This is a genomic window from Pelomicrobium sp. G1 (assembly GCF_051905455.1).
In the GTDB taxonomy this organism is placed as follows: Bacteria; Pseudomonadota; Gammaproteobacteria; order Burkholderiales; family UBA6910; genus Pelomicrobium.
This window is the reverse complement of the sequence record NZ_JBQACR010000006.1, coordinates 118,704-144,227: the sequence shown is the minus strand read 5'-3', so window position 1 is coordinate 144,227 and position 25,524 is coordinate 118,704. Positions and strand designations below refer to the sequence as shown.

At 69.4% G+C, this 25,524-nt stretch carries 27 protein-coding genes; 11 read left to right on the top strand and 16 right to left on the bottom strand.

Translation table 11 applies throughout. The annotated features are described in order from the left end of the window. The first annotated feature begins 10 nt into the window (after positions 1-10). The 4 genes from ACTFO6_RS08005 (at position 11) to ACTFO6_RS07990 (ending at position 4,122) form a co-directional block, all read left to right on the top strand. A complete protein-coding gene (locus ACTFO6_RS08005) occupies positions 11-1,060 on the top strand; it encodes a TGS domain-containing protein (RefSeq protein ID WP_439933927.1) in 1,050 nt (349 codons plus the stop codon). A 122-nt stretch (positions 1,061-1,182) separates the two neighbouring features. Further along, positions 1,183-1,791, top strand: a complete 609-nt coding sequence (gene gstA / locus ACTFO6_RS08000; RefSeq protein WP_439933926.1) for a glutathione transferase GstA — start codon at positions 1,183-1,185, stop codon at positions 1,789-1,791. A 73-nt stretch (positions 1,792-1,864) separates the two neighbouring features. Further along, positions 1,865-2,320, top strand: a complete 456-nt coding sequence (locus ACTFO6_RS07995; RefSeq protein ID WP_439933925.1) for a TerB family tellurite resistance protein — start codon at positions 1,865-1,867, stop codon at positions 2,318-2,320. A 140-nt stretch (positions 2,321-2,460) separates the two neighbouring features. Next, positions 2,461-4,122 carry a glycoside hydrolase family 17 protein gene (locus tag ACTFO6_RS07990; protein ID WP_439933924.1) on the top strand — a complete coding sequence of 554 codons (1,662 nt, stop codon included), beginning with the start codon at positions 2,461-2,463 and terminating at the stop codon, positions 4,120-4,122. On the opposite strand, the gene ACTFO6_RS07985 is transcribed toward ACTFO6_RS07990, so the two are convergent. After that, the gene (locus ACTFO6_RS07985; protein ID WP_439933923.1) at positions 4,027-4,428 is read right to left on the bottom strand and encodes a hypothetical protein; all 402 of its coding nucleotides are present in this window, start codon (positions 4,426-4,428) and stop codon (positions 4,027-4,029) included. The genes ACTFO6_RS07990 and ACTFO6_RS07985 overlap by 96 nt on opposite strands. Before the next feature lie 238 nt (positions 4,429-4,666). On the opposite strand from ACTFO6_RS07985, the gene ACTFO6_RS07980 reads away from it, so the two are divergent. Next, positions 4,667-7,489 carry a glycosyltransferase family 2 protein gene (locus tag ACTFO6_RS07980; RefSeq protein ID WP_439933922.1) on the top strand — a complete coding sequence of 941 codons (2,823 nt, stop codon included), beginning with the start codon at positions 4,667-4,669 and terminating at the stop codon, positions 7,487-7,489. Here the strand turns inward: ACTFO6_RS07980 and ACTFO6_RS07975 are convergent. Together ACTFO6_RS07975 and ACTFO6_RS07970 are read right to left on the bottom strand one after the other, a co-directional pair. Continuing rightward, the gene (locus tag ACTFO6_RS07975) at positions 7,486-8,343 is read right to left on the bottom strand and encodes a mechanosensitive ion channel family protein (RefSeq protein ID WP_439933921.1); all 858 of its coding nucleotides are present in this window, start codon (positions 8,341-8,343) and stop codon (positions 7,486-7,488) included. The genes ACTFO6_RS07980 and ACTFO6_RS07975 overlap by 4 nt on opposite strands. Positions 8,344-8,373: 30 nt before the next feature. After that, entirely contained in the window at positions 8,374-8,931 is a 558-nt protein-coding gene (locus ACTFO6_RS07970) for a hypothetical protein (protein WP_439933920.1), read from the bottom strand. Between the two features lie 232 nt (positions 8,932-9,163). Between ACTFO6_RS07970 and ACTFO6_RS07965 the strand changes: the two genes are divergently transcribed. Then, on the top strand, positions 9,164-11,140 hold the full coding sequence (locus tag ACTFO6_RS07965; protein WP_439933919.1) for a sodium:solute symporter family protein: 1,977 nt from the start codon (positions 9,164-9,166) through the stop codon (positions 11,138-11,140). 13 nt (positions 11,141-11,153) lie between these two features. On the opposite strand, the gene ACTFO6_RS07960 is transcribed toward ACTFO6_RS07965, so the two are convergent. The 4 genes from ACTFO6_RS07960 to ACTFO6_RS07945 all read right to left on the bottom strand — a co-directional run bounded on the left by ACTFO6_RS07960 (position 11,154) and on the right by ACTFO6_RS07945 (position 12,752). After that, positions 11,154-11,483 (bottom strand): hypothetical protein, encoded by a 330-nt coding sequence (locus ACTFO6_RS07960; RefSeq protein ID WP_439933918.1) that lies wholly within the window; start codon positions 11,481-11,483, stop codon positions 11,154-11,156. A gap of 7 nt (positions 11,484-11,490) precedes the next feature. After that, positions 11,491-11,820: a tetratricopeptide repeat protein gene (locus tag ACTFO6_RS07955; protein ID WP_439933917.1), complete on the bottom strand. Its 330-nt coding sequence runs from the start codon at positions 11,818-11,820 to the stop codon at positions 11,491-11,493. Between the two features lie 26 nt (positions 11,821-11,846). Beyond that, the gene (locus ACTFO6_RS07950; protein ID WP_439933916.1) at positions 11,847-12,047 is read right to left on the bottom strand and encodes a hypothetical protein; all 201 of its coding nucleotides are present in this window, start codon (positions 12,045-12,047) and stop codon (positions 11,847-11,849) included. Between the two features lie 144 nt (positions 12,048-12,191). Then, the gene (locus ACTFO6_RS07945) at positions 12,192-12,752 is read right to left on the bottom strand and encodes an energy transducer TonB (RefSeq protein ID WP_439933915.1); all 561 of its coding nucleotides are present in this window, start codon (positions 12,750-12,752) and stop codon (positions 12,192-12,194) included. Positions 12,753-12,884: 132 nt separating this feature from the next. On the opposite strand from ACTFO6_RS07945, the gene ACTFO6_RS07940 reads away from it, so the two are divergent. Then, the gene (locus ACTFO6_RS07940; RefSeq protein ID WP_439933914.1) at positions 12,885-13,859 is read left to right on the top strand and encodes an ankyrin repeat domain-containing protein; all 975 of its coding nucleotides are present in this window, start codon (positions 12,885-12,887) and stop codon (positions 13,857-13,859) included. A gap of 117 nt (positions 13,860-13,976) precedes the next feature. Here ACTFO6_RS07940 and ACTFO6_RS07935 read toward each other — a convergent pair whose 3' ends face one another. The 4 genes from ACTFO6_RS07935 to ACTFO6_RS07920 form a co-directional block, all read right to left on the bottom strand. Next, the gene (locus tag ACTFO6_RS07935; RefSeq protein WP_439933913.1) at positions 13,977-14,513 is read right to left on the bottom strand and encodes a lysozyme inhibitor LprI family protein; all 537 of its coding nucleotides are present in this window, start codon (positions 14,511-14,513) and stop codon (positions 13,977-13,979) included. A gap of 123 nt (positions 14,514-14,636) precedes the next feature. Next, positions 14,637-14,885 carry a translation initiation factor IF-1 gene (gene infA / locus ACTFO6_RS07930; protein ID WP_439933912.1) on the bottom strand — a complete coding sequence of 83 codons (249 nt, stop codon included), beginning with the start codon at positions 14,883-14,885 and terminating at the stop codon, positions 14,637-14,639. Positions 14,886-14,958: 73 nt separating this feature from the next. Continuing rightward, positions 14,959-15,114: a hypothetical protein gene (locus ACTFO6_RS07925; RefSeq protein ID WP_439933911.1), complete on the bottom strand. Its 156-nt coding sequence runs from the start codon at positions 15,112-15,114 to the stop codon at positions 14,959-14,961. A 140-nt stretch (positions 15,115-15,254) separates the two neighbouring features. Next, positions 15,255-15,656, bottom strand: coding sequence for a DUF429 domain-containing protein (locus tag ACTFO6_RS07920; RefSeq protein WP_439933910.1), 402 nt, complete (start codon positions 15,654-15,656; stop codon positions 15,255-15,257). 80 nt (positions 15,657-15,736) lie between these two features. Here ACTFO6_RS07920 and ACTFO6_RS07915 point away from each other — a divergent pair, with 80 nt between their 5' ends. The 4 genes from ACTFO6_RS07915 (at position 15,737) to ACTFO6_RS07900 (ending at position 20,594) form a co-directional block, all read left to right on the top strand. After that, positions 15,737-16,375, top strand: a complete 639-nt coding sequence (locus ACTFO6_RS07915) for a TetR/AcrR family transcriptional regulator (RefSeq protein WP_439933909.1) — start codon at positions 15,737-15,739, stop codon at positions 16,373-16,375. A gap of 20 nt (positions 16,376-16,395) precedes the next feature. Further along, positions 16,396-17,442, top strand: a complete 1,047-nt coding sequence (locus tag ACTFO6_RS07910; protein ID WP_439933908.1) for a metal-dependent hydrolase — start codon at positions 16,396-16,398, stop codon at positions 17,440-17,442. A gap of 411 nt (positions 17,443-17,853) precedes the next feature. After that, complete coding sequence (locus tag ACTFO6_RS07905) at positions 17,854-19,281, top strand: TldD/PmbA family protein (RefSeq protein WP_439933907.1); 1,428 nt, start codon at positions 17,854-17,856, stop codon at positions 19,279-19,281. Next, on the top strand, positions 19,278-20,594 hold the full coding sequence (locus tag ACTFO6_RS07900; RefSeq protein ID WP_439933906.1) for a TldD/PmbA family protein: 1,317 nt from the start codon (positions 19,278-19,280) through the stop codon (positions 20,592-20,594). The genes ACTFO6_RS07905 and ACTFO6_RS07900 overlap by 4 nt, the downstream gene beginning before the upstream one ends. An 8-nt stretch (positions 20,595-20,602) precedes the next feature. On the opposite strand, the gene ACTFO6_RS07895 is transcribed toward ACTFO6_RS07900, so the two are convergent. From ACTFO6_RS07895 to ACTFO6_RS07875, 5 genes are all read right to left on the bottom strand, one after another. Next, positions 20,603-21,421: a DUF3014 domain-containing protein gene (locus ACTFO6_RS07895; protein WP_439933905.1), complete on the bottom strand. Its 819-nt coding sequence runs from the start codon at positions 21,419-21,421 to the stop codon at positions 20,603-20,605. A 423-nt stretch (positions 21,422-21,844) separates the two neighbouring features. Further along, positions 21,845-22,624, bottom strand: coding sequence for a hypothetical protein (locus tag ACTFO6_RS07890; protein ID WP_439933904.1), 780 nt, complete (start codon positions 22,622-22,624; stop codon positions 21,845-21,847). Beyond that, positions 22,624-23,400, bottom strand: coding sequence for a hypothetical protein (locus ACTFO6_RS07885; RefSeq protein ID WP_439933903.1), 777 nt, complete (start codon positions 23,398-23,400; stop codon positions 22,624-22,626). Before ACTFO6_RS07885 ends, ACTFO6_RS07890 begins: the two co-directional genes overlap by 1 nt. After that, positions 23,397-25,310: a hypothetical protein gene (locus ACTFO6_RS07880; protein WP_439933902.1), complete on the bottom strand. Its 1,914-nt coding sequence runs from the start codon at positions 25,308-25,310 to the stop codon at positions 23,397-23,399. Before ACTFO6_RS07880 ends, ACTFO6_RS07885 begins: the two co-directional genes overlap by 4 nt. Continuing rightward, complete coding sequence (locus tag ACTFO6_RS07875) at positions 25,259-25,513, bottom strand: hypothetical protein (protein WP_439933961.1); 255 nt, start codon at positions 25,511-25,513, stop codon at positions 25,259-25,261. Before ACTFO6_RS07875 ends, ACTFO6_RS07880 begins: the two co-directional genes overlap by 52 nt. Positions 25,514-25,524: the final 11 nt, after the last annotated feature.

The window sequence follows — 25,524 nt, the reverse complement described above, 5'->3', positions numbered from 1 at the left end:
CGCGTTTAAAATGAAAGCCGCCTACGGGCGATGGCCCCCGGGTATCCCGATGCCCGCCAACCTCACTCCCGAGTACAAGGCCGCCGAGGCCGCCTTCCGCAAGGCGCGGGACCCCCGCGAGCGGCTGGAGTGGCTGCGAGAGATGCTCCGGGTCATCCCCAAGCATAAGGGCACGGACCACCTGCAGGCGGACATCAAGCGCCGCATCAAGGAGCTCTCCGAGGAGCTGGAGGGGCCGCGCAAGGGGGGCGCCCGCACCGGCCCGGCCCTGGTGGTGCGCCCCGAAGGGGCGGCCCAGATCGCCCTGCTCGGTCCCCCGAACGCCGGCAAGTCGTCCCTGCACGCCCGCCTGACCGGATCGGGGGCGGAGGTGGCGCCGTACCCGTTCACCACCCAGTACCCCCAGCCGGGCATGCTGCCCCACGAGGACGTCCATTTCCAGCTCGTGGACCTGCCGGCGGTGTCCCCCGAGCACCCGGTTCCCTGGCTCGCCGCCGCCCTCCAGACCGCGGACGCCTGCCTGCTGGTGGTGGACCTGGGCGACCCCGCCTGCGTGGAGCAGGTGGAGGCGCTCCACGCCTTGCTGCGGGATAAGCGGGTGACCCTCACGGAACGGTGGAGCCTGGACGAGTCCGCGGCCGACGAAGAGGACCCCTTCGCCCTGCGGCTTCCGGCATTGCTCCTGGCCAACAAGGCGGACCGCCTGGCCGATCCGGAGGAGGAGCTGCGGACGTTCCTGGAGCTCGCCAGGCTTCGCTACCCCAGCCTGATCGTCTCGGCCCAGAGCGGCCGGGGCCTGGGGGACATCGGCCCCTGGCTGTTCGAGCATCTGGACATCGTGCGCGTCTACACCAAGGCCCCTGGCAAGCCGGCGGAGCGCAGCCACCCCTTCACCCTGCGCCGGGGCCAGACGGTGGAGGACGTGGCGCGACTGGTGCACAAGGACCTGGCGCGCCAGCTTCGCTACGCCCGGGTGTGGGGAAAGTCCGGCATCCAAGGCCAGCAGGTGGGGCGGGAGCACCGGCTGGAGGACGGGGACGTGGTAGAGCTGCACGCCTGAGCCAAACTCTCCCCGGCGCCTGCGGTCAAACCCTCGCTCTGCGGAGCCGGCGGGAAGCGAGGAGCTTCGCTTCGGGTTTTTCGATGTAATCTTGCGTCACTTCGGACACACCGGAGACCGCCATGAAACTGTATTACGCCCCGGGCGCCTGCTCCATGGCGTCCCACATGGTCCTGCGGGAGGCGGGCTTTTCCTTCGACCTGGAAAAGGTGGAGCTAGCCACCGGGAAAACCGCTTCGGGGGAGGACTATCGCCGGATCAACCCGAAGGGCTACGTGCCCGCCCTGCGGCTGGACGACGGCGAGATCCTCACCGAGTCGGCGGTGATCCTCCAGTACCTGGCGGACCAGAAGCCGGCGGCGGGCCTCGCGCCCGCGCCGGGCACCCTGGAGCGCTACCGCCTCATGGAATGGCTCAACTTCATCGCCACGGAAATGCATAAGCAACTGGGCGCCCTCTACAACCCCAAGATCACCCCGGAATGGCGGGAAAACCAGCTCGCCTTGTTCGGCCGACGCTGCGACTTCTTGGAGGGGCAGATGGGCACCAAAACGTACCTGATGGGGGACCGCTATTCGGTGGCGGACGCCTATCTCTTCACCGTCCTCAATTGGACCCATTTCCTTCACGTGGACATGGACAAGTGGCCGACGCTCCGGGGATACATGGCCCGGGTGGCGGAGCGGCCGGCGGTGAGGGACACGATGCGGGCGGAGGGTCTGATCCCGTGAAGGGTGTGGGCGAAGCGTGGGCGTCCCGAAGGCCGGGCCGCCCGTGGGAACGCTGGGCGGAAGGGAGGATTCCATGCTGAAGGCCCTCAAGCGCTGGATGGAAGCCGGCCAGGACGCTCCCGCCCTTCCGGGCGCGGCAGTGGCCCAGCGGGAACTGTTGGCGGCCGCGGCAGGGCTCGTCGCCGAGTTGATGCGGGTGGACCTGCAGGAGCGTCCGGAGGAGCGGGCCGTGGCGGCGAAGGCCCTGACCACCCTCTTCGCTTCGGACCCGCAGACCATCGACGGCCTGCTGGCGGAGGCGGGGGACCGGTCGCGGCGCTTCGCTTCCTACTACGCACCAGTGTCCCTGCTCAAGCGCCGCTGGGGAGCTCCAGAGCGAGTAGCGTTCATCGAGGCGCTGTGGCGCATCGCCCACGCCGACGGCCAACTGGACGCCCACGAGGATCACTTCGTGCGCAAGATCGCCCACTTGCTGTACGTGTCCAACACCGATTGCATCCTGGCGCGCAACCGCGCCCGAGCCGAATGAATCCCCGCGGAGAAACCGCCATGACCGAAAGCTGGAATGACGCGAGCCAGAACACCCGGCGCCGCGTTCTCCACCGCCGTCGCCGGGGCCTGCGCCACGGGCCGTCCCCTCGTGCCTGAGGGGCCGCTTCCACGCCCCAGATGAGCGGCCCGAGGCTGCGGTACGGCCTCCTCCTGGCCGTGCTGGGCCTTGCCTGCGTCGCCGCCGGATACGACGCCTGGTTTCGGGGCCGGCCGGTGCCCCTGCCCGATGGGCCCGCCCAGCCCCTCGACTGCGTCTCCTACACGCCCTTTCGCCTGCCGGGGGAAAGCCCCCTCGATCCCAATACCCAGGTGTCCCGCGCTCGCATCGAAGCGGAGCTAAAATTCCTGTCCACCCGGTTCCGGTGCGTGCGCACCTATTCGGTCAGCCAGGGGCTCGCGGAGGTGCCCGCCGTGGCCGAGACGCTGGGCATGCAGGTGCTGCTGGGCCTCTGGCTCGGGCGCGATCGGGAGGAAAACGAACAGGAACTGGCCCTCGGTCTCCGCGTCGCCAACGCCCATCCCGCCACGGTGCGCGCCGTGATCGTGGGCAACGAGGTTCTGCTGCGGCGGGAGCTGCCGCAGGAAGAATTGCGCGCCTACATCGAGCGGGTGCGCGCGGCCACGCCCCTTCCCGTCACCTACGCCGACGTGTGGGAGTTCTGGCTCCAGCACCCGTCCCTGGCCCAGGCCGTGTCCTTCGTCACCATCCACATCCTGCCCTACTGGGAAGACGATCCCGTGGGGATCGAGGAAGCGGTTCCCCACGTGCAGCGGATCTACGGTCGGGTGCGGGCCGCCTTTCCGGGGCGGGAAACTTTCATCGGGGAAACGGGCTGGCCGAGCCGGGGACGCCAGCGCCGGGAGGCGGTCCCCAGCCAGGTCAACGAAGCCCGCTTCCTTCGGGAGTTCCTTTCCTTTGCCCACCGCTCGGGGGTAGCGTATAACCTGATCGAGGCCTTCGACCAGCCCTGGAAGCGCCGCCTGGAGGGGACGGTGGGAGGCCATTGGGGCCTGTACGACGCCGCGCTGCGGCCCAAGTTTCCCCTGCAAGGCCCGGTGGTGGAGGACCCCCACTGGCGCGCGAGTTTCTATTCTGGCGGCGCCCTAGCGTTTCTCTTCTCCCTGATGGCATGGATCGGCAACCCCCGGCCGGGCGGGCGGGGGCTGCCGGTTCTCGTGCTCGCGGGCTTCGCGACCGGCGTGGCCCTGGCGGCCCAGTGCCGGCATATGGCGGCGGCCAACCAGGACCTATTCGAGTGGGCCTTGACCGGCGCCTTCACGGCCTTGGCGCTCGCCACTGCCCTGGTCCTGGCCTACGGGCTGGCCCGGTGGGCGGGCGACTGGGAACGGCTCGCGCCTCCCGCTTCCCTCCTCCACATCCCGCGCCCGCCGAAAAGGGCGGCGGACTGGCTGGGGTTCCTGCGCTTCGCCTGGCTCTTCGCCGCCGCGGTGGTGGCGCTGCTCCTCGTCTTCGACCCCCGCTATCGAGACTTTCCCCTGGCCCTCTTCGGGCCGCCCGCCCTGGGCTTCCTGCTGCACGCCCTGGCTGGCGCCGGGGAATGGAGGGCCTGGCCCCCGGCGGAGGGGGAGGAACGGCTGCTGGCAGGCGGGCTCGCCGCCTCCGCCCCCCTCATCGTGGCGAGGGAGGGGCTCACCAACGGGAGCGCCGTCCTTTGGGCGGCGCTAAGCCTGGCACTGGCGGCCGCGGTGCTCGCTCCCCATGTCGCCGCCCGACGACAGGCTCGAACCCGTCCGGGCGAGCACCAGGGCGCCCAGTAGAAACCCCACCGCCGAGGCCTCGAAGCAGTACAGGATCAGCCCGGCGAGCCCCAGCGCCGCGGCGGTCCAGGCGATCCACGGCCGCGGGAGCGCCACCGCCAGCGCACCGGTCCCCAGCGCCCCGTACCCCAGACCGTAGCCGGAAAAGGCGGCGATGACGGCCCGGCGCAGGCCACACCACCAGGGTCCCGAGCCCCCGTCGCACAGATGGGCGACGGCGGCAGGCTCCACCAGCCCGTAGCGGGCGGCGGCGGCGAGGAGCCCGACTGCGGCGATGGCGCTCCAAGGGAAGAAGGCCTTACCCATGAATCGGATACCCGCGCCCGGCTTAGGTGCGGGAGTCTGAGCGGACGCTCCAGCATACGGCATGCGCCATGCCAGACGAAAGTCCAGACCCGCCACGTCGATCGGCACGCCGGACAAAAATCCGATAGAATTCGCGCCGCTTCGCTTGTGGATCCTCGCCCTGTCGTCGGTTGACGACAGCATTTTCCTGGTTCTACGCCAGAGCCAGACGCAAGTGCGCGCGGCATAAGCACTTGGCATGCAGGCATGGACCCTGCTTGACGCCAGGGCGCTTGCAGCGAAGCCAAAAGCCAGCCCGCCGTGGCGGCGGGTCACGGAAAAGAACCATACGGAGGGGCCCGGCAGAGATGCCGGGCCTCTTGTTTGCCAAAGGGTGATCGTGAAGACCGACTCCTTGACCTTACCCGCCGGAAAGCCGGTCCGCGCGCTTGTCCCGGCCGCCCTCATCGCCCTGCTGATCGCATCCCTCAACTACGGGTCGTGGGCCTATTTCAACCGGCCCCTCGCGCCGGCGGAATTCGAGGGCCGGGTCCGGGGCATGGCCTATAGCGCCTTCCAGCGCCACCAGAGCCCCCTGGAGAACCGTTATCCCTCGGAAGCCGAGGTGGCCGCCGACCTGCGGCTGCTCGCCCGCCACACCAAACGCATCCGGGTCTATACCGCGACGGAAAACCCGATACTCCCCCGGCTCGCCCGGGAAGCGGGCCTCCAGGTCACCGCCGGCGCCTGGCTGAGCCGGGACCGGGAGCGCAACCTGCGGGAGATCAACGCCCTCGTCTCCGCGGCCAAGATCCACCCCAATCTAGACCGGGCCATCATCGGCAACGAGACCTTGCTGCGGGGCGACCTCGGCGTGAAGGAGCTGGCGGGTTACCTCAAAGCGGCCAAGCGCCGGCTGAAGATCCCCGTCTCCACCGCCGAGCCCTGGCACGTCTGGCTCAAGTACCCGGAACTGGCCCGGCACGTGGACTTCATCACCGTACACCTGCTGCCCTACTGGGAAGGGGTGCCCGTGGAAGCGGCGGTGGAGTTCGTGTTCCTGCGGCTGGAAGAGCTGCGGCGGAAGTTCCCCAAGAAACCCATCGTCATCGGCGAAGTGGGCTGGCCCAGCCACGGGGACCGGGTCCGCCAGGCCCTCGCCTCCACCGCCCACCAGGCCCAGTTCGTGCGGGCCTTTCTCGCCCGCGCCCGGGACCTTCCTCTGGACTACTACCTGATGGAGGCCTTCGACCAGCCGTGGAAAGGGGCCGAGGAAGGACGGGCGGGGGCCTATTGGGGCGTGTTCCACGCCGACCGCACCCCCAAGTTTCCCTTAAGCGGCCCGGTGATCGAGGATCCCCACTGGCCGCAGAAGGCCCTCGCCGCCTCCCTCTTAGCCTTTCCCTTCATGCTCTGGTTCGCCGCCGCCTTCCGGCGCTTCCGCCTGCCAGGACGGCTGTTCTTCGCCGGATTGATCCAGGCCGCGGCCGCCCTCCTGGTGTGGCTCGCCGCCATGCCCTTCGAGTTCTACCTGAAGCCCCTCGACTGGGCCATGCTGGCGCTGCTCGCGCCCGCCTTCCTCGCCATGGCGGCCATCCTGCTAGCCAACGGCTTCGAGTTCACCGAAGCGTTGTGGCGCGACCGCTGGCAGCGGAGCTTCGGCCCGCGGGAGCTTCCGCCCGGCCAGGCGCAACCCTTCGTCTCCATCCACCTCGCCTGCTCGCGCGAGCCGCCGGAGATGGTGATCCTGACCCTCAATAGCCTGGCTCACCTGGATTACCAGAACTTCGAAGTGCTGGTGATCGACAACAACACCCCGGACGAAGCCCTGTGGAAGCCGGTGCAGGCGTGGTGCGAGAAGGCAGGACCGCGATTCCGTTTCTTCCATCTGCCCCAGTGGCCGGGATTCAAGGCCGGGGCGCTCAACTTCGCCCTGCAGCAGACGGACCCGCGCGCCGAGGTGGTGGGGGTAGTGGACGCCGACTACGCGGTGAGCCGCACCTGGCTCTCGGCGCTAATGGGCCACTTCCTGGAGCCCCAGGTGGCCGTGGTGCAGGCGCCCCAGGCCCACCGAGACTTCGAGGCCAACTTCTTCCAGCGCATGTGCAACTGGGAGTTCGAAGGCTTCTTCCGCGTGGGCATGCACCACCGCAACGAGCGCAATGCCATCATCCAGCACGGCACCATGACGCTGATCCGCCGCCGCGCCCTGGAGCGGGTGGGCGGCTGGGCCGAGTGGTGCATCTGCGAGGATGCGGAGCTGGGGCTGCGCCTCATGGGCGCGGGCTACGAGACCCGCTACGTGGACCGGGTGCTGGGCCGGGGCCTCACGCCGGCCGACTTTAAAGCATTCAAGTCCCAGCGGCTGCGCTGGGCCTTCGGCGCCATGCAGATCCTCAAGGGGCATTGGTCCGCCTTGACCGGCAAAAGCCCCTTGAGCGCCGGCCAGCGCTACCACTTCCTGACCGGGTGGTTTTCCTGGTTCGCCGACGCCCTGCACTTCGCCTTCGCCCTGAGCGCTCTCCTCTGGACCATCGGCATGCTGGCGGCGCCCAAGCACTTCACCCTGCCCCTGGACCTCTTCCTCGTCCCGGTGCTCGCCTTCTTCGCCGCCAAGGCCCTGTTCGGCCCGGTGCTGTACGCGGCGCGGGTGGACTGCGGCTGGCGCGACATCTTGGGCGCGTCGCTGGCCAGCATGGCCCTGTCCCACGCCATCGCCCGAGGCGTGTTCCAGGGCCTGGCCCGGAAGCGGGGGGTGTTCGTGCGCACGGCGAAGAGCTTCCACCGCCACGGGCGCTTCGCCGCCATGCTGGGCGTGGTGCGGGAGGAGCTGCTCATGCTCGTCGCCTTGAGCCTGGGGGCGGGATTGACCCTGTGGGGCCTGGGCACCGAGCGGGAGGCTTCCCTCTGGGCGGCGATCCTGGCCGCCCAGGCCGTGCCCTATGGGGCGGCGCTGCTCACGGCAGCCATCTCCGCCCGGGCCGGCCGCACCGCCCGCCAGGGCGCCCAGCCGGCGCCGGAAGGCGCCCCGGTGGCGCGCATCGAGCCCGCGGTCCCGGTGCGGGAGCGGGCCCGGGCCTAACCGGGCGGGGCGAGGCGGGCCGTCTCGCCGGCCGCGCTGCCTGCGCCCGAGGGCCGGCGCCGCCCGGGGAGCGACGCCAGGTAGCGGGCGATGATCTGCTGCTCGGTGGCCATGCGCCGGTCCGCGGGATAGGGGTAGCGCAGGATGAGGTGCACCTTGTCCACGTCGGGCAGGGCCACCGCCACCCGGGGCTCGGCCGAGGGCATCATGATGAAGCGCTCCCCCTCTATTTCCCGGATGGCGGCTTCCGCTGGCTCGACGAAGGCGCTGCACACTTCCCGCGCCGCCTGCTCCAGGACGCCCTTCAACGCCTCCACGTCCTCGCCGGCGGCCACCGGAACGGTGAGCAGCCCGATCTGGTAGCGCCCGATCCGGGACAGGTTCTTGAGGGGATGGGTGAGGTAATAGGCGTTGGGGAACTGCACCAGCCGCCCGGTCAACTGGTGCTGCTGGCCCACTTCCAGCACCGTGGTGGAGAGCAGGGTCTGGTCCACCACCTCTCCCTTCACGTCGTGGATCTCGATGATGTCGCCGAAGCGGAACGCCCCCGAGGTGGTGCGATAGACGTAGCCGAGCACCGAGATGAGGAGTTCCTTGGTGGCGAGCACCACGGCCACCCCCAAGGCCACCAGGGACAGGGCGGCGGCCCGAAGTTCCGAGCCCCATACGAAAACGAGGGCCACCACGGCGATCAGGAACGAGGCGTTGCGCCAGAAGACCGAGGTGCGCAGCTTGGCCTCCCGGGACATGTGCACCCGGCCGCGCAGGATCCAGGAAATGGCGAAGTTGGCCAACAGGACCCCGGCCAGGATGACCAGGGTGGCGAGGATTTCGTGGCGCAGCAGCGTGTCCATGGGGCGCTCGGGAGACGTCATTTTACAGGGTCAGCCGGCGCGGAAACGCTCTCGCAGGAAGCGCCGCGGCACCTCGAAATCCAGGAACAGGAACTGGTCCTGCGGATCGCGGGCGAATCCCCCCGTGCGGGCGCAGGGCCACTCGGCGGCGGTCAGACCTTCCGGCACCAGGGCGTGCTTCTTGCGCGGATCGAGTAGCAGAACCTCGCCGGTCGCGTGCCGCGCCGCCCGGCTTTTCCGGTCCACGATCCCCAGCCGCCCGGAGTGGGCCACCACGATCACGAAGTAGACGTCGGGATAGTTGCGCGCGTCGTCGTGGAGGCTGACGGGCCCCGCTCCCTGCACGGTGAAGCGCTCCAGGCTCAGCGCCCCCGCCGGCAGCCCCAGCGCCTCCTGCAGCTCGGCCCGCAGTCCTTCCACGAAGCCCAGAGTCAGGCGGGCCCGCACCGGGTCGAGGCTGCGGGTCTCGTCGAAGGGAAAGCCCTCCCGGCAGAGGGCGCGGGCCTGCTCGAACAGGGCTTGCAGCTCGGCGTGGCGGCCCTGGATGCGAGCGCCGGTGCGAAGCAACGTCGCGTAGCGGGCGGTCACGGGGACATGCCAGGGTTATAAAGAGGTACCGTCCAGGAAGCGGCGCGCGACCCGCCGGGCCCGCGCTGCCGGCAGGAGCGCATGATGGCTTGTCTGCCCCACACTGGCAAGGCGGCGCCCGCCGGAAGCCCCGGCCGTCCCGGCCTCCCGGGCGCGGCGTGGGATAATCCCCACGGACCGGGCTTCAAGCGGAGGGAAACCTTGCGGCGGACCGGCAGTCCGCCGGGCCATCATGCTCGACCTGTTCATCGTTCTGGCATTCGTGGGGTACTCCATCGCGGCGGGGTTCGCGGCCCGGCGCAAAGCTTCCCGCGACCTGCACGAGTATTTCCTCGCCGGGCGAGGCCTGAAGGGCTGGCAAGCGGGAACCAGCATGGCGGCGACCCAGTTCGCCGCCGACACGCCCCTGCTGGTGGCGGGCCTGGTGGCCACGGGGGGCGTCTTTCTGCTCTGGCGGCTGTGGATCTACGCCCTGGCCTTCCTGCTCATGGCCTTCGTCTTCGCCGCCCTCTGGCAGCGGGCGGGGGTACTCACCGACGCCGAGCTGGCCGAGATCCGCTACAGCGGCCGGGGGACGCTGCTGCTGCGGACGTTCAAGGCGATCTACTACGGCACGATCTTCAACTGCGTGGTGCTCGCCTGGGTGCTCGCCGCCGCCGTCGGCATCACCGAGCTCTTCCTGCCCTGGCACCGGTGGCTGCCCGCGGCGCTCTACGATCCCCTCGCCGATTTCGTCCTGCGCTCCGGCCTGGGACCGAAACTGTCCTCCAGTGCTCCCGCCTATCCGCAGCACCTGGCAGCGGCCAACAACATCATCAGCATCGCGCTGATCCTTCTCTTCACCGCCCTCTACGCCACGACCGGGGGCCTGCGCGGCGTGGTGGCGACCGATATTGTGCAATTCGCCGTCGCCCTGGCCGGCACCCTCCTCTTCGCCTGGTTCATCGCGCAAGCGGCCGGGGGGCTTCGCGCCCTGGTGCCGAGTCTGGTCCACCTCTACGGGGAAGAGCGGGCGGCCCGGATCCTCTCCTTCGCCCCGGGCTTCGCCGGTGAGGCGACGGGCGGCCCGGACTGGCCCGCCCTTCTCCTGCCTTTCCTCGCCGTCATCGGCCTGCAGTGGCTGTTCCAGGTGAACAGCGACGGCACGGGCTACCTGGCCCAGCGGACCATGGCCTGCCGCGACGAGCGGGAGGCGCGCTTCGCCGGCATCGTCTTCGCCTGGCTGCAGATCCTGCTGCGCTCCCTGCCGTGGCTGGTGATCGCCGTGGGGCTCCTGGTGCTGTACCCCTTCGACGAGAGTGCGAAGACGGAAGCGGGCTTCGCGGCGCGGCGGGAACTCATGTTCGTGCGGGGCGTCCACGAGCTGATGCCCAGCGGCGCCCTGGGCCTCATGTTGACCGGCATGCTCGCCGCCCTCGCCTCCACCCTGGACACCCATCTCAACTGGGGCGCCAGCTACTGGAGCAACGACCTCTACCAGCGGCTCGTCTGCCGCGCCTGGCTCAAGCGGGAGCCGGGGAACCGAGAGCTGGTTCTGGTCGCCCGGCTCTCCAACGTGCTGGTCATCGCCCTGGCCCTCGTCGTCATGGTGAACTTAAGCTCGATCCAGCAGGCCTGGCAAATCGCGCTCCTGTTCGGCGCGGGGGTCGGGTCGGTCTTGGTGCTGCGCTGGCTGTGGGAGCGGATCAATCTCTGGTCGGAGCTCGCCGCCATGGCGGTCTCCCTCCTGGTGGCGCCTCTGCTGCTCCACCTGGGGGGGCAGGCCCGCGCCGAGGGCTGGTTCGCGGGCAACGAGCTGGCGATCGAGGCCCTCAACCTGGGCATCATGGCGGCCGCGTCCACGGCGGCGGCAGTGGCGGCGGCGTTCCTCGGACCGCCTACCGATCCCGAAACGCTCGAATCCTTCTACCGCCGCGTCCGGCCCCACGGATGGTGGCGCGCCACCGCCGCCAAGGTGGGGGACGACCCGTCGCGCCCCCTGCGGGCTTTGGCGCGGGACGGGCTGACCGCGCTCCTCGCCGCAAGCTCCCTGTTCCTCTGCCTCTACGGCGCCGGACGGCTGCTCCTGCCCCATCCCGCCGTGCCATGGCCGGTGGCGGCGGCGGCGCTGGTCCTGGGCGTGACGCTGGTGCCCCTGTGGTGGCGCCGCGCCTCGCGCGCCGAGCCCACCGGCGCGCAATCCCGTCCCGTCCCCGCCCGGGCCCCGTGAGCCGAGCGGGCCCTCAAGGCGTCGCGGCTTCCCCGTCGATCGCCGACGCGCGCGCGAATGCCGGCCGGGCAGTGCAGCGGGCGTCGTACGCATCGAACGCCGGGCAGCGCTCAAGCAGCCCATACGCCAAGCACATGAGGGAATTGAGCGTCATCCCATCGAGGGTCCTGACGTCGAGCTTGCCCTCGTAGAGGACATGGTTGACGCGGTTCCAGGCCGAACCGGGCTCGATGGAAATTCCGCCGCCCACCACCTGGCGCTCGATCGGCACCAGCGTATAGGGAGCAGCGGCGCAGCCGGCCACGGCCAGTGCCGCGACCAGCAGGATGCTGTGGGTCTTCATAGCCGCCTCACTGGGCAAGGAGCGTGTGGATCGCTTCCCGGTCCGGGGCATCGCGCTTCACGCGCAAGTAGGTCTCGAACGCCTGTTTCGCCTGCGCCCGGTCGCCGGTCTTGAGGGCGACGAGACCCAGGGAGCGGTGCACCTCGGGCGGCGCTCCGCCCGCGTTCACCGCGCGCTCGTAGGCGGCGAGGGCTCGCTGGGCGTCCCCCTCGTCCCACCGCAACCGGTAGACCTCGCCCTTGGCGAACCAGAGCTCGCCGTCGTCGGGCGCTTCCGCCAGCAGTTGCTCGATCACGATCTCGCTGCGGCCGTACTGCCGCAGGCTCAGCTCGTCCAAGTGGTGGGCGCGAAGGGGATTCCGGCTCAGAGCCCCGCCGCCGGGCTGGTGTAGCGACGGTGGATGAAGTCGATCTGCGCCAGCAGATTCTCATCCAATCTCGCTTCGGCGGCGGCCAGCTCTTCCTTGAGCTGGTCGATCCTCGTGGCCCCGAGGATGTTGGACGCGGTTGCGCACGAAGGCGATGGCCAGGTGGACCGGACGAATGCCCGCCCGCACCAGGGCATCCATGGCCTCGATCTGCTCCAGCCTCGGGGTCGCCTGTCTTTCCTTCGTCGGATCGAACCGGGCGTTGCCGAAGAGCGGCACCTTCCGCTCCGCTCGGAAACGTTCAGATCGCTGTCGGAGAGAGGATGGTAACGCATGGAGGATTACAAAATTCTAAACCGCACCGGCAGGAGAATGGCCTTGCCCGCCGATGCGGGGCTCAAGGCGCCAAGCCGGGCGACGGCCTTGAGCGCCGCCTGATCCAGCAGGGCGTGCCCCGAGCTGCTGGCGACCGACGCCTCCACGATGCGCCCGCCTTCCCCCAGCTCCAGGAGGAGCACCACCTCCCCTTCTAGCCCCAGCCGCAGGGCTTCCGGCGGGTAGAGCAGCACCTCCGACAGCCGCTCCAGGGTCTCGGCCAGTTGCGCCGCCGGAAGGGGTTCGACCTGCATCTGCCCTTCTCGCCTGGAAGGCTGGGGGTGCTGCGGTTGGGGAGCGGTCTTCCGGGGCGGCTTCGCTCCCGGCGGCCTCAGCGGGTCCGGGCGCTCCTGGGACCGGGAGCCGGTTTCGGGAAGGGGCTCGAGCCAGGCCGTCAGGACCGGAGCGTGCGCCATGGACCGTCCCCCGGCGCCCACCTGGGCCGGGTCGAGGCTCGCCAGCACCAGAACATGGAGCGCGGCCGATGCCCCCAGCGCCCAGCCGAACGTCGCCCAGGGACGATCCATCAGCCCCTCCCCAGCCGATCCGGCACACCGGGGCGCCGTGGAATTCGCGGGGCGAGCCCTACCACCGCATTTTGACAATCGGGCATCATTTCCCGACTATGGAGACCTTTCCCACCGGATGGCAAGCCCCGGATGATTTTGCCTGAGCGCGCAGTCAACTGGCTCGCCGCCGCAGCGGTGGCCGCCCTGTTGGCCGGCGGCCCCTCTAGGGCGGTGGAGCTGCCCGATCCGGCGCGCTTCGGCGTGACCATCGAAATGGGCGATCTGCGCGCGGCCTCCGCCTGGCTGGACGCGGGGCTCCCACCGGACTTCATGGCCGACCGCATCGGCACCGGGCTCATGATCGCCGCCTGGGAGGGCAACATCCCCATGATGGCCCTGTTCCTGTCCCGGGGCGCCGACCTTCATAAGACCAACCGGTTCGGCGAGCAGGCCCTGATGCACGCCGCCTGGAAAGGCCGGCTGGAGGCGGTGCGGTGGTTGCTGGACCGGGGCGCCCGGGTCAACCGGGAGGGGCACGAATGGTCGGCCCTCCACTACGCGGTGTTCGCCGGCCACGAGGCAGTGGCCAGGCTACTCATCGAGCGGGGCGCGGACGTGAACGCCCGGGCGCCCAACGGCTCCACCGTGCTGATGATGGCCGCCCGGGAAGGGCGCGAGGGGCTCGCCCGCTTGCTGGTCGAGCGCGGCGCCGACACTCAAGCGGTCAACGAGCGGGGCGAGGATGCCCTCGCGTGGGCCATGCGCCACGGGCACCTGGGCATCGCCCGGCTGGTGGCGGGGCCGGAGCGCTTCGCCCAGGCGGCGCGGCGGCCTGCCGGCAGCTTCGGCGCGCCGGTGCGCTCCGCGCCGGTGTCGCCCCGGATCGAATCCCTGCTCTCGGAAATGCGGCTCAACGAAGCCCTGGGCCACCTCACGCCGGAGGCGAAACGGGACTATCTCGCCGCCATCGAGCGCCTGCGCCGGGAAGAGGAGGCCCAGGCGAGGGCGCAAGCCCCGCCGCCCCGGGAGCCCAAGGGGATCGAAATCCGCGCCAGGCGCGGGCAGCCGGAGCGCCAGGAGGCGGTGTTGATCGACGAGCGTGGGCAAGAGTGGCCGCTTCCCTGAACGCCAAACAGACCGCGCCGAACCCCCGCGCAGGCGGCGACCAGGCTTTCTAGCTGACGCCGAAACAAGCGGCCTTCGCGCGAAGCGGCGTGTCGGTGGTCGCCGCCTGAGAATGTCCTAACGGCGCGCGTCCTTCCCGGGTGCGCCGCTCCCGGCGGCGGGCTGGGCCAGCTCCGCGGCCAGCGCCTCCAGCGCCCGGACCCGGGCCGCCGTCCGCACGTATTCGCAGTTGAGGTGCATGGCCCGCTGCACTTCCGTTCCAGCGAAGGGCGCCGCCTGCAACTCGCAGTCGGCGCGCACGTAATCGGACCAGGTCTTCTGGGAACGTTCCAGCGCCTGTCCCGCGTCCGGAGCGAGACGGCTCAAGTGGGCGTAGGCGTTCTGGAGGGCGGCCTGCTCTTGCCCCAGGGCGGCCTGGAGGCAGCCCATCAGTTGCCCCACGTCGCCGGCGCGCTCCTCGCACGCATGGCCGGCCGGATGGGACGCCACCCTCGGCGCCGGCGGCGAGGAAGAGGCCGGGGGCTTCACGGGAGGGGAAACGGGCCTTGCCATCCCGATGCCGAAGCTCGCGATGGCCAGCCCGAAGATGACGGTGAGCGCCGCCATCTCGATCAGGATCTGGTCGGCGTGGCCCACGTGGGAAAGCTTGCTCATGGACGCTCCCTGCCCCGCCGACGCCGGCGGGCGCAGCGCCGATAAGTGTACCGAGATGGGGGCAGGTAAGGATACGCCGCCGGACCTCCGGCGGCGAGAAAACGACGAGCGGCTTGGAGCCTGTTAAACCGGCGTCCGGGCGGGGGCGCCTCCCTCCCGGTGACGGAAGTTGATGCGGGCCTTGGTCAGGTCGTAGGGCGACATCTCCACCGTGACCCGATCGCCCCGGGTGATGCGGATGCGGAACTTGCGCATCTTGCCCGAGGCGTAGGCCACCACGTCGACCCCGTTGTCCAGGGTGACCCGGAACTGGGTGTTGGGCAGCACTTCGCTCACCACGCCCTCCACTTCCAACAATTCTTCTTTTGCCATGGGGAAATCTCCTTCGCTCAAAAGGTGCCAGACGCGCGCCAAGGCCGGCGCCAAAGCCGGGGACAAGGGTGGCTCAACGCCCGGAGCGGGAAGACTGGGAACCGGGGACCCGCCGCGCCTGCTTCCCCGCCTCCTTGCGCTGCTGGGAATGCTTGCGCTCCTCAACTTGCTGCAAACGGCGCCGGATGATCATCGTCGCGGCTTCTTCGGGGGTTAAGGTTCGGGCCATGAGGGTGCCTCCTTCTGCTGCGGGTTCAAAAACGCAAAGCCCCCGACCAACGTCAACCCCGAGGGTCAACCGGTAGGGGGCTCTTATGAGAGTGCTTATCGCACACCTAACGAGTGGATAATTATACAGGAATATCCGGGCTAGTACCAGATGGCCATGGGCAGCCCCGCGCCGTCCCGCTCCCGCACCCGGGCAACGATGGCCCAGGCCTGAGCCCCGATGCCGCGCCCGTCCAGGGCGCGCTGGAGTCGGGAAGCCACCTCCCGCGTCGGGGCGGACAGCACGGGCCGGATCGGCGCGGGGAACACGCTGGATGCCCGGGGCCGCCCGAGGAGCGCCCGCGCCTGCCCATCGCAGGCACGGGCGCCGGATTCGGTGAGGCCCAGGGGAATATCGACGGCAATGGCGGCGGCGTCCGGATAGGCGGCGAGCACTTCGGCCGCGGAGCGGTGCACACCCACGTCCAGAACGGGCCTGTCTTCGCCCAGGCTCACCGCCACCCATCCCTTGGGACAGCCGTCCACGCCCACGAGCCGCGCCATTTTTCCTTCATCCCCGCCTGCGGGAGAAGCGTATCCTAAGAAAGGACCGTATCCCTCGTCTTGCAACGCTGGAGGCCGAAATGGAAAACCCGTCCGATCTACGGGAGCGTATCGTCGATACCGCTCTCGCTCTGGCGGAGGGAAGCGCCTGGGAGCGCGTGCGCCTGTTCGACGTGGCCGCTGAGCTGGGCATCACCCTGGACGAGGTGCGCCAGCACTTTCGCGAAAAGGAAGACGTGGCCGAGGCCTGGTTCGACCGGGCGGACGCGGCCATGCTGCGGGCCGCGGCTCGGGCCGAGATCCAGGCGCTTCCCCCGCGGGAGCGCCTGCACCGGCTGATCATGGCCTGGCTCGGGGCCTTGGCGCCCCACCGCCGGGTGACCCGACAGATCATCTATGGAAAGCTGGAACCCGGCCACGTGCACATCCAGGTGCGGGGACTGCTGCGGGTGAGCCGTACCGTCCAGTGGATCCGGGAGGGGGCCCGGCGGGAGGCCGCTTACCTCAGCCGGGCGCTGGAGGAGACCGTGACCACGAGCATCTACCTCGCCACCTTCCTCTACTGGATGCACGACGACTCGGCGAACTCGGCCTCCACCAGCCGTTTCCTGGACCGCTTGCTGACCGCGGCCGAGGGACTGCCCTCCTGGGTGTTCGCCCGCCCGACGCCGCCCAGGGAGACACCGGGCGAAGCCGTCCGCACCGAACCCTCTCCGTAGTCGAGCTTCCTCGGGCGCCGGTGGACACCCTGACCCACGCCTTGAGCGGGGCGCTGCTGGCCCGCGCCACCGCGCCTGCCCATCCTTCCCCCGGCGCGCCGAGCCTGCGCCAGCGCATGGCGGTGGGGTTCACCGCCGGCGCGTTTCCCGACGGCGACTTCGCCCTGCGGGCGGTGGACACCTTGTGGTACCTGGGCCGCGTCCATCAGGGCGTCACCCACTCCCTCCTGTTGCTGCCTCTATGGGCGCTTCTCATCGCCCTCGTTGCAGGCCGGGTATGCGACCGGCCCTGGCGGCTTTTCTACGGGCCGGCGGCCCTGGGCATCGGCATCCACATCGCGGGAGACGTGATCACCGCCTACGGCACCCAGCTCTTCGCCCCGGTCTCCGGCTGGCGCGCGGCGCTTTCCCTCGCCTTCGTGATCGACCCGTACTTCACCGGGATCATCGCGGCGGGGCTCGCCGCCGCGTGGTTGCTGCCGGCCCGGGGCCGGGCCGCGGCGGCCTTCGGTCTGCTCGCCCTGGCCGGCTATGTGGCCTTCCTGGCGGCGCTCCATCAGCGGGCGGCGGACATCGGCGCGGCGTACGCCCAGACCCTGGGGCTCGTCAGCGCCACACCCCACGCCCTGCCCCAGCCCTTTTCGCCCTTCCACTGGAAGGTGATCGTGAGCCACGGCGAGACTTACCACGAGGCCCTGGTGGACCTGCTGCCCGGGCCCAGCCTGGTGGAACGGATACCCGGGATGGATCGCTACGCCCCCATGGCGTCGGCATACCGACTGGCGCCCCAGTGGCGCGTGCACCCGCGTTTCGGTTCCGACGCCCGGGAAAGCGCCCTCGCCCGGGAGGCGTGGGCGCAAGAGGCGTTCCGGAATTTCCGCGCTTTCGCTCGCTTTCCCGCCCTCCATCGCATCGACCAGGACGGCGAAGCCCAGTGCGTCTGGTTCGTGGACCTGCGCTTCACCTTGCCATGGCGGGTGCCCTCCTTCGTTTTCGGCCTGTGCCGCGAGCGTCCCGGCGCTCCCTGGCGGCTGGCCCGGGAGCGGGGACCCTTGTGGATCGATTGAGAAGAGACGTTCACCAGTCGCCCGCAAGCTGGGTTTCGGCGCTCTCGAGCCGGATCGGGTCCCGGGCGCACAGGGCTACCCAGGCGCTGGCCTCGAGGAACGCCTGCGCCGCCGCGAAGCCGATCCTCGGGAGCCGGTCCCGCGTCGGAAAGCGGAAACCTCTATCTCAAAAAATCCGGTAGGGTGCGTTGAGCGTAGCGAAACGCACCGCCAATGAGACGAGAACCTTTGGAGCGGTGCGCTGAAGCGCACTACGGTTTGGGAGTAGGGTGCGTCGAGCACCAGCGAAACGCACCGAAAGCACCGGTGAGCGTGCTACGCCCATGCCCCCGGAGGCACAGGACGCGGTGACGTACAAGTACAATATGGGCGACGAAGCCCTCGCCGTTCAGGCTAACGTATCGATCCGGAATGGACATCCCCGACGCCCTTCGCAGCCGATTCCACGCCCTGCGCTCGTCCGCCCTTTTCTGGTCCCTGCGCTACTTCGAGCAGTCCTCCGAATGGCTTGCCGTGCGCCAGGACACCCTGGAGCCGCCCCATCGATCTCTGGACCGCGGGGTGATGCTCACGGCGATCACCGACGGCGGCTGGGGCTACTGCGCCACGGGGGACCTGTCCCCGGCCGGGCTGCAGGGGGCCTTGGACCAGGCCACCGCGTGGGCCGAGGCCACTCGGGAGATCGGCGTGCTTCGCTTCGATCCCCGGGACCTGCCCGCCCCGAGGGGAGCGCTCAAGGACGAAGCGGGCAAGAGGCCTTCCCCGCGGGAGCTCTACGACCTCCTCGCCGAGGAGTGCCGGCGGGCGAAGGCCGACCCGCGCATTGCCGAGCGCTACATGGCCCTGGAGCGGCGGGAAGTGGACGCGCTCTATCTCACCAGCACGGGCGGCGAGGTCCGCCAGCAGTTCCGCTACATGATCGCCCACGGGCGGGTCACGGCGCACCAGGGCACAGAGACCCAGGCGCGCAGCTTTCTTCATGCGAGCCAAGGCGGTCTCGTGTCCTTCGAGCGCTGCGGCTTCATCGGCTGCGGCCCGCGCTTGGCGGACGAGGCCTTGCGGCTCCTGGGGGCACCCAATTGCCCGTCGGGCCGGATGGACCTGCTCCTCATGCCGGACCAGATGGCGCTCCAGGTCCACGAGTCTATCGGGCACCCCCTGGAGCTGGACCGCATCCTAGGGGACGAGCGTAACTACGCCGGAACGAGCTTCGTGACCCTGGACATGTTCGGCCGCTACGCCTACGGCTCGCCCCTTCTCAACGTCACCCACGATCCGACGGTGCCCGGGGAGATCGCGGGCTTTGCCTTCGACGACGAAGGCACGCCGGCGGAGAAGGTCTGGCTCATCCGCAACGGCATCCTGGAGCGCCCCCTCGGCGGGCGGCTCTCCCAACGGCGCTCGGGCCTGCCCGGCACGGCGAGCGCCCGGGCCTCGAGCTGGAACCGCCCGCCCATCGACCGCATGGCCAATCTCAACGTGGAGCCCGGCGAGAGCTCCCTGGCGGAGATGATCCGCTCCATCGAGCGGGGCGTGCTGATGCGCACCAACGCGTCCTGGTCCATCGACGATTCCCGCAACAAGTTCCAGTTCGGCTGCGAGTGGGGCGAGCTGATCGAGGACGGAGAAATCAAGGGCGTGGTCAAGAACCCGTGCTACCGGGGCGTCTCCAGCGCCTTCTGGCGCAGCCTGCGCATGGTGGGCGACGCGGACACGTTCCAGGTGCATGGGACGCTCACCTGCGGCAAGGGCGAGCCCAACCAAGCGATCCACGTGGGTCACGCGGCGCCAGCGTGCCTGTTCTCCGGCGTGGACGTGTTCGGCGGCGAAGGCGCATGAAAGCGCATTTCTTCGATCTGGCCGACCGGCTGGGCCGGGCGCTGCCCCCGGACGAGATCCTGCTTCTTTACCTTTCCGGCGAACGCTCGGATTTCGTGCGCCTCAACCAGGGCAAGGTACGCCAGGCGGGAAGCGTGGAGCAGCGCTACCTCACGGTGCGGCTGGTGCGCAAACCCCGCCAGGCGGCGGCTACCCTGGCCCTAGCCGGCGACGGCGGCGATTTGGAAGCGGCGCGGGCGGCCCTCGCGGGGCTGCGGGATCTCCTCCCCCAGCTTCCCGAAGACCCGTGGCTGATGATCGCCGAGACGCCCCGCTCCACCAGCACGGAACGCCGCGGCCGTCTCGCGCCGGCCGCGGAGGTCACCCAGCAGGTCGTCGCCGCCGCGAGGGGGCGCGATCTGGTGGGCTTCTACGCCGCCGGGACCCTCTACCGCGGCTTCGCCAACTCCTTCGGGCAGCGCAACTGGCACCAGGTGGAGAGCTTCCACCTGGATTGGAGCCTCTACCTGCACGGCGACAAGGCGGTGAAGTCGGGCTACGCCGGATTCGATTGGGAGCCCGCCGCCTTCGAAGCGAAACTCGAGGAGGCGGCAGAGAAGCTTGCCCTCCTCTCGATCCCACCGCGGACGATCGAGCCGGGAGAATACCGGGCCTATCTCGCGCCCCGGGCCCTGGAGGAGCTGATGGGGCTGCTCTGCTGGGGCAGCTTCTCGGCCCGAGCCCAAGCCACCGGGCAGAGCCCGCTCCTGCGCATGGAGCACGGGGCCACCTTCTCGCCGCAAGTCACCCTGATCGAGAAGGTCGAAGCGGGCGTCGCGCCGCCGTTCCAGCAGGAGGGCTTCATCAAACCGGCCACCGTGACCTTGATCGACCGGGGCCGGCTCGGCGAGCCCCTGGTGTCGCCGCGCTCGGCCAGGGAGTACGGCCTTCCCACCAACGGGGCCAACGCCGCCGAGACGCCCCAGTCCCTGGACATGGCGCCCGGCACGCTGGACGAGAAGGACGCCCTGGCGGCCCTGGACACGGGGCTCGCCGTCGGCAACCTCTGGTACTTGAACTACTCGGACCGGCCCGCCGGCCGCATCACCGGCATGACCCGTTTCGCCACCTTCTGGGTGGAGAGCGGGCGCATCGTCTCCCCGGTCGAGCCCATGCGCTTCGACGATTCCATCTACCGCATGCTGGGGGAGAACCTGGCAGACCTCACTCGCGCTCCCGAGCTGCTGCTGGACCCCTCCACCTATGGAGAGCGTTCCAAGGCCAGCGCCCGGCTGCCGGGGGCGTTGCTGCGCTCGCTCCGGTTCACCCTGTAACCGGGTTTTCAGCGGGGCAGTTCCTGGCCGGTCAACTGCCGCCAGATCTCCCGCAGCTTCGCCTTGACGACGAGGGCGTTGTCGCGGCCCATGCGCAGGAGGATTTTCTGGCCTGCCGACAGCTCCTCCAGCTTGGGGTCGGCGAACTGGTAGAGCACGTGGGGCTGTACCAGGACGATCGGTTCCTTCGGCTCCGGCGTCGCGAGCAGGTGGTCGATCACCTCGATCAGGCGGTCGTTGAAGTATTTGCCGGGATATCCCAGGTCCTCGTAGGCCTGCTGGAACAAGGGGTAGAAGTGGACGTACACCGCCGCGAGCTTCTTGGTGTCTACCGCCTCCGCGAGCCGCACGTAAGGCGCGTAGCGCCGGTGATTTTGAGCGCCGATCGTCAACCGGTCGCCCTGCTGCGCCGCCAGGAACTGCCCTGCGGGGGGCTTCACCGGCAGTAGGCGCGAAGCCACTCGCTTTCGCGGCAGGTTGTCCACCGTGGCGACGATGCGCCGCACGATGTCCGTGAGATAAAAGAGATCCGCGAGCGGTTTCGTTCCCAACAGACCAGCCAGAGATTCCCGCAACGCGCCATCGCTCTCTTTGAGGGGCGGCAGGGACGGCTGCGGCGGCGCTTCCTCCCCGGAAGGTAGTGCGCGTTCGATGGGATGTCGGATGGGCGGTTCCGCCTCGGCTCGAGGCGTCGGCGCTGGTGCCGGAGGTGCCGCTGGACTGGGCTGCTGAACCTGCGGCACCTTCTTTTCCCCCCAGGGATAGAAGAGCGCAATGACGACGGCCAACGCAGCGAGCAGAGTCAACCACCAGATCGTGTTTCTCATGGGCGTAAACGATCCCTGGTGTAAAGAACCTCTGAAGTCGTGCGCGGGCACGACCGAGGCCATAGAGGTTGCGTCCCGGACTCGACACGCCGGCCGACAGACGAGTCTCGGATCTCGGCCCCGGTGCTCTTCTTCTATTCCTCTTGCCACCGGAAACCCGGCGCGGGGGCTTGGGGCTTATTGTGCCACCTTGCCAGGGCTAAACCCAAGCATCCCCCGCAGCGCAAACGCGGCAGGACAGGGGAGTCGACGAACACCGCTGGCTTTCAGGTGGACACCTTTCCCTCATGAGCTCCGGTTGTCGCACCCGTGCAGCGATGCCAAGCGCCCGCGGGGCGGATTGATCGGGAGGAAAAACCGATGAGTGCAAATGACACGGTAAGACCCGGGCACCTCTCTTTTCGCCGCAACGACCGTCTTGTCTCAGCCCCGTTCGGATTCGATCGCGGGCCGTGGTGCCACTGCGTCCAGGATAGGACTGTCCCCTGTTCCCCGCCACTCGTCGAATTCCGGGGGCAGAAGCTCGAGGATCTCGTCCCCGGCCATGCCGTAGACGTCGTAGGTCACATCGAGCTGCTGCAGCACCCGCACGAAGCGCAGCACGGTGCCAGGCCTGGGAATGGCCGCCTGGGCGCCGCGTTTTGGAATTCCCCAGGAGCGGTCGAGATAGAGGGCGTTCAACGCTTCCAGCACGCCCCGGCTCGCGATCAGGTCGATGCGGCTGGTGATTTCCCGGTAGATACGCTGCTCCCGGTGCAGGGGACCGGAAAGCACCAGGATCGCGTATCCCCGGTGCCGCCGATAGACCGCGTAGGGACCATACAGCAGGTGCCGGTAGCGGGTGCGGAAGCTGAAGTCCGGCACGTGGCGATAATCCTGTCCCGGCTTGCGGGAGCCGTCGGGCCTATGCGGGCACACCTGATCGAAGTAATAGAGGGAAAGCCACGCCCACAATCCCCGGTTGGCTTCGATCTCCTCTTGCGGCAGCGGCTGCAACCGGTTCCACAGGTATTCGCCGGCGCCCCAGCGGCTGGCGAAGAGCTTGCGCTCGACCCGCACCTCGGCGGAAAGCTCGGTGGAGTAGCGCGGATCGGTGAGGAGCGCTTCCGGCGGCGGCGCGGCCGCGCCGGCCCGCAGCTCGGCGAGATACGCGCGAAAGCGCTCGATTCCCGGGTTGCTGAGCGCCCGCGCCAGCTCCGCCATCACCCGCTCGCCTTGGCCACCGCGCGCTCGAACCGCGCCCGCACCCCCCGCGCCCGGCAGAACGCCTGCACCGCCTTGTCGATCCATTCCTCCTGCCGCAGGCGCGCCTCTTCGCCGCTGCCCTCCGGCGGAGTGTCCACGCCGGGCAGGGCGCATACGTAGCGCAGCCACAGGCTGGTCCAGTCGCTTTCGTCCCAGTCCGGATCGGTGACCTCCTCCACGAACACGATCTCGTGCAGAATTCTGCGTACCACCTCCGGATACACCAGCGCCAGGAACGAATCTCCGGAGCGGGCGGCTTCCCCCAGGTCGGCAATGCGGCGGTTCAACTCCAGCGTCGGCCAGTCGGAAACGTCCAGCCGCCAGACCTGCTCTCCCAAGTCCGTAAACACCACCGGCAACAAGGACTGCTTGTGCCTCAGGTCCTCCTCCGGTCGCAGGGGCACCAGCTTGTCGGCCACCGCCAGCAGCAGGCCCTTGCGCGTCCCGCTGCCCACCACCTTCAGGCGGAACTTGGGCAAGGGCGTCGGGGTGATATCGGTGAGCCGCCGGTCGGGCGGGATCAGCGGCTCGCCCACCGTGCCGAAGGGAAAGCGCATGTAGGACGTGGCGTTGTAAGCCTCGATGAACACCCGGGACGCGGAGGGAAACCCGAATCCCGACAGGTCAAACTCGGCGTCGAACGCCCATCCGCCGTCTTCAGCCGGCACGAGCCGCACCGTCACGTGGGAGCGGGGAATGCGTCGGCGCCCGGTGTAGTTGAGGCGTCGGATCACGGCGCCTCCTCGAGCCGCAGCACCTTCACCCGGACGTCGCGGCGCGGATCGAACCCCTTCATCGTCACCTGGAACCCGGGATCGTCGATTCGCACCACCACCCGATTACGCTCCCGGCGCACGGCCTGCGCGCCGCGCGTCTGGACGTCGATGGGCGGACGGTCCACCTCGAAGTCGAACGGCTCGTAGAGGGAAAAGGGGTTGCCGCGCCGGACTTCGTAGGCCGCCACCACTTCCACGAAACGCGGCACGGCCCCGGCCCCGGGCGCGCCGGTTAAGCGGAAACCACCCCGCAGCTTCTGCAACTGGAAAAACCGGTCCTTCGCCACGGTCTCCACCTGCCCGTCCCCGGCGGTACCGTCCACGCCGATCCGTTCTTCTTTGCGCTTGTCCTTGGTGACCACCGTCTCTTCGGTGGGAACCTCGAGGAAGAAAAGGTGCCGCAGCAGATGGAAATCGCGCCCTTGGGCCGGGCGGGTGAGGCTGCGCACGATCTCCCGCGGCGCACTTTTCACGTAGCGCAGCGTGAAGGGCCCGTGACGATAGCGCTCCTTGAAGCGGGGCGAGCGCTCCTGCCACTCGGTGTGCGCCGGGTTCTCCGAATCGCCCAGCAACGCCGAGAGCCGCCGGTCGCGCACGCAGACGATGGCCCGCACCCCGCCCTGCAGCCCGCTGCGCACCCCCGCCACGGTGATGCCGTCCCGCACGAAGTGCTCCTCGGCGCCGGAGAGGGCATCGTCCCGTTCCAGGAACACCTCGAAGCTCGCCAGGGCGCCCTCCCCGTCCGCCGGCTTGACCCACACCGGCACCCTCACCGCGACCCGCCGGCCGTCGTTGAACGCCGCGCGCAAAGGGGCAAGGGCCGCGTCCACCGAGGCATCCCCCGCCCAGCGCGGGGCGGCCTCCGGGGGCGGCTCGGGCAACCGCACGTAGCGCGCCTCGGGCAGGTCGAGCCCCCAGCGGGCCAGCTCGATGAGGGACTGGAGCCGCGGGCCCTCCGCCCAGCCCGTGCTTTCCGCCAGGCGCAGCACCGAGCGGGCATCCAGCACCTCGGTGCGCCGGTCGTGGGCCACTTCCACCACCAGGTCGCCCGCCAGGATGGGCAGAAAATAATGCCTGACGACGGAGGGCAGGATGGCCTCGGGCTTGAGATCGGGATCGGGATAGGGAATCACCACCGAGAGCCCCGGCTCGTCACCGCGCTTTATGGCGAAGTCATGGCAGAACGCGCCAAGTACGCCCGCCTCTTCCACCGGCAGGGCGAAGTCGTCCTGGAACCGGCCGAAATAGCCGTAGGGGTAATAGCGCGCGCCGTCCAGCTTGTGAATCCTCAGCACCGACTGGCCCATGAGCAGCCGGCGTCCGTCGTCGCGGCGGACCGTGAGAGCGAAAAAGCTGTTGATCCGCGAAGCCGCCGGAAAAACGGTCTTGCCGAGCCCCCAGCGGCCCAGCTCCGACCACTGCTTGCGCGAGCGGCCCACATTGCGCCAGAAATAGTAGAAATCGTTGCGCGCGCCGCCGGGGCCGATCTCCTCATCCTCGCTCTGCCGGGGATCGCCCTGCAGGCCCCGGGTGCCGTAGTCCTCCACCACCAGGAAGCCCACCGGCTCTTCGGGCGAAGGAAGCCGGGCAAGGCCGCTCCTGTCGGCGGCGAGGTGCCGCCACAGACCCGCGAAATAGCGGGCCGCGCGCTCGCCCTGGAGCCACGCGCCCGGCGGAGAAAAGGCGATCCGTACGCGCACCGGCTCGCCCGGCGAGCGGGCGTCGAGGGAATTCTGGATCGCCTCCCGCACCAGAGCGTCCGCCAGGCTGCCGAGGGCTTCGGTGGAGAAGAACTCGCTCTCGATCGGGTCGATGTTCATCTCCCCCGGCTGCATGCGGCGGAATTTCCAGAAAGGAGCGTCAGCCATCGCTTCAGGCCGTAGCGGCGTTCGCGCCGCCGGCGCCAAGGGCTATCGTCATCGGGGTTATTTAAATCAGGTTCTTCCGGGTTTAGCGTGAGTAAAGGTCCAGGACACCACAGAAGAAGTAAATGGCGGTCTTGTTCGGGATTGCGATATCCACAACCCCGTCGTTTGATCGCCATGATTTTGCTGTTCAATCCTTCAGCCACGGCGTTGGTCA

Bases quoted from the DNA above. Each gene is read 5' to 3' on its own strand.
- ACTFO6_RS08005 (WP_439933927.1), top strand. From the start codon at position 11: ATGAAAGCCGCCTACGGGCGATGGCCCCCGGGTATCCCGATGCCCGCC.
- gstA (WP_439933926.1), top strand. From the start codon at position 1,183: ATGAAACTGTATTACGCCCCGGGCGCCTGCTCCATGGCGTCCCACATG.
- ACTFO6_RS07995 (WP_439933925.1), top strand. From the start codon at position 1,865: ATGCTGAAGGCCCTCAAGCGCTGGATGGAAGCCGGCCAGGACGCTCCC.
- ACTFO6_RS07990 (WP_439933924.1), top strand. From the start codon at position 2,461: ATGAGCGGCCCGAGGCTGCGGTACGGCCTCCTCCTGGCCGTGCTGGGC.
- ACTFO6_RS07985 (WP_439933923.1), bottom strand. From the start codon at position 4,428: ATGGGTAAGGCCTTCTTCCCTTGGAGCGCCATCGCCGCAGTCGGGCTC.
- ACTFO6_RS07980 (WP_439933922.1), top strand. From the start codon at position 4,667: ATGCAGGCATGGACCCTGCTTGACGCCAGGGCGCTTGCAGCGAAGCCA.
- ACTFO6_RS07975 (WP_439933921.1), bottom strand. From the start codon at position 8,343: ATGGACACGCTGCTGCGCCACGAAATCCTCGCCACCCTGGTCATCCTG.
- ACTFO6_RS07965 (WP_439933919.1), top strand. From the start codon at position 9,164: ATGCTCGACCTGTTCATCGTTCTGGCATTCGTGGGGTACTCCATCGCG.
- ACTFO6_RS07960 (WP_439933918.1), bottom strand. From the start codon at position 11,483: ATGAAGACCCACAGCATCCTGCTGGTCGCGGCACTGGCCGTGGCCGGC.
- ACTFO6_RS07950 (WP_439933916.1), bottom strand. From the start codon at position 12,047: ATGCCCTGGTGCGGGCGGGCATTCGTCCGGTCCACCTGGCCATCGCCT.
- ACTFO6_RS07945 (WP_439933915.1), bottom strand. From the start codon at position 12,752: ATGGATCGTCCCTGGGCGACGTTCGGCTGGGCGCTGGGGGCATCGGCC.
- ACTFO6_RS07940 (WP_439933914.1), top strand. From the start codon at position 12,885: ATGATTTTGCCTGAGCGCGCAGTCAACTGGCTCGCCGCCGCAGCGGTG.
- ACTFO6_RS07935 (WP_439933913.1), bottom strand. From the start codon at position 14,513: ATGAGCAAGCTTTCCCACGTGGGCCACGCCGACCAGATCCTGATCGAG.
- infA (WP_439933912.1), bottom strand. From the start codon at position 14,885: ATGGCAAAAGAAGAATTGTTGGAAGTGGAGGGCGTGGTGAGCGAAGTG.
- ACTFO6_RS07925 (WP_439933911.1), bottom strand. From the start codon at position 15,114: ATGGCCCGAACCTTAACCCCCGAAGAAGCCGCGACGATGATCATCCGG.
- ACTFO6_RS07920 (WP_439933910.1), bottom strand. From the start codon at position 15,656: ATGGCGCGGCTCGTGGGCGTGGACGGCTGTCCCAAGGGATGGGTGGCG.
- ACTFO6_RS07915 (WP_439933909.1), top strand. From the start codon at position 15,737: ATGGAAAACCCGTCCGATCTACGGGAGCGTATCGTCGATACCGCTCTC.
- ACTFO6_RS07905 (WP_439933907.1), top strand. From the start codon at position 17,854: ATGGACATCCCCGACGCCCTTCGCAGCCGATTCCACGCCCTGCGCTCG.
- ACTFO6_RS07900 (WP_439933906.1), top strand. From the start codon at position 19,278: ATGAAAGCGCATTTCTTCGATCTGGCCGACCGGCTGGGCCGGGCGCTG.
- ACTFO6_RS07895 (WP_439933905.1), bottom strand. From the start codon at position 21,421: ATGAGAAACACGATCTGGTGGTTGACTCTGCTCGCTGCGTTGGCCGTC.
- ACTFO6_RS07890 (WP_439933904.1), bottom strand. From the start codon at position 22,624: ATGGCGGAGCTGGCGCGGGCGCTCAGCAACCCGGGAATCGAGCGCTTT.
- ACTFO6_RS07880 (WP_439933902.1), bottom strand. From the start codon at position 25,310: ATGGCTGACGCTCCTTTCTGGAAATTCCGCCGCATGCAGCCGGGGGAG.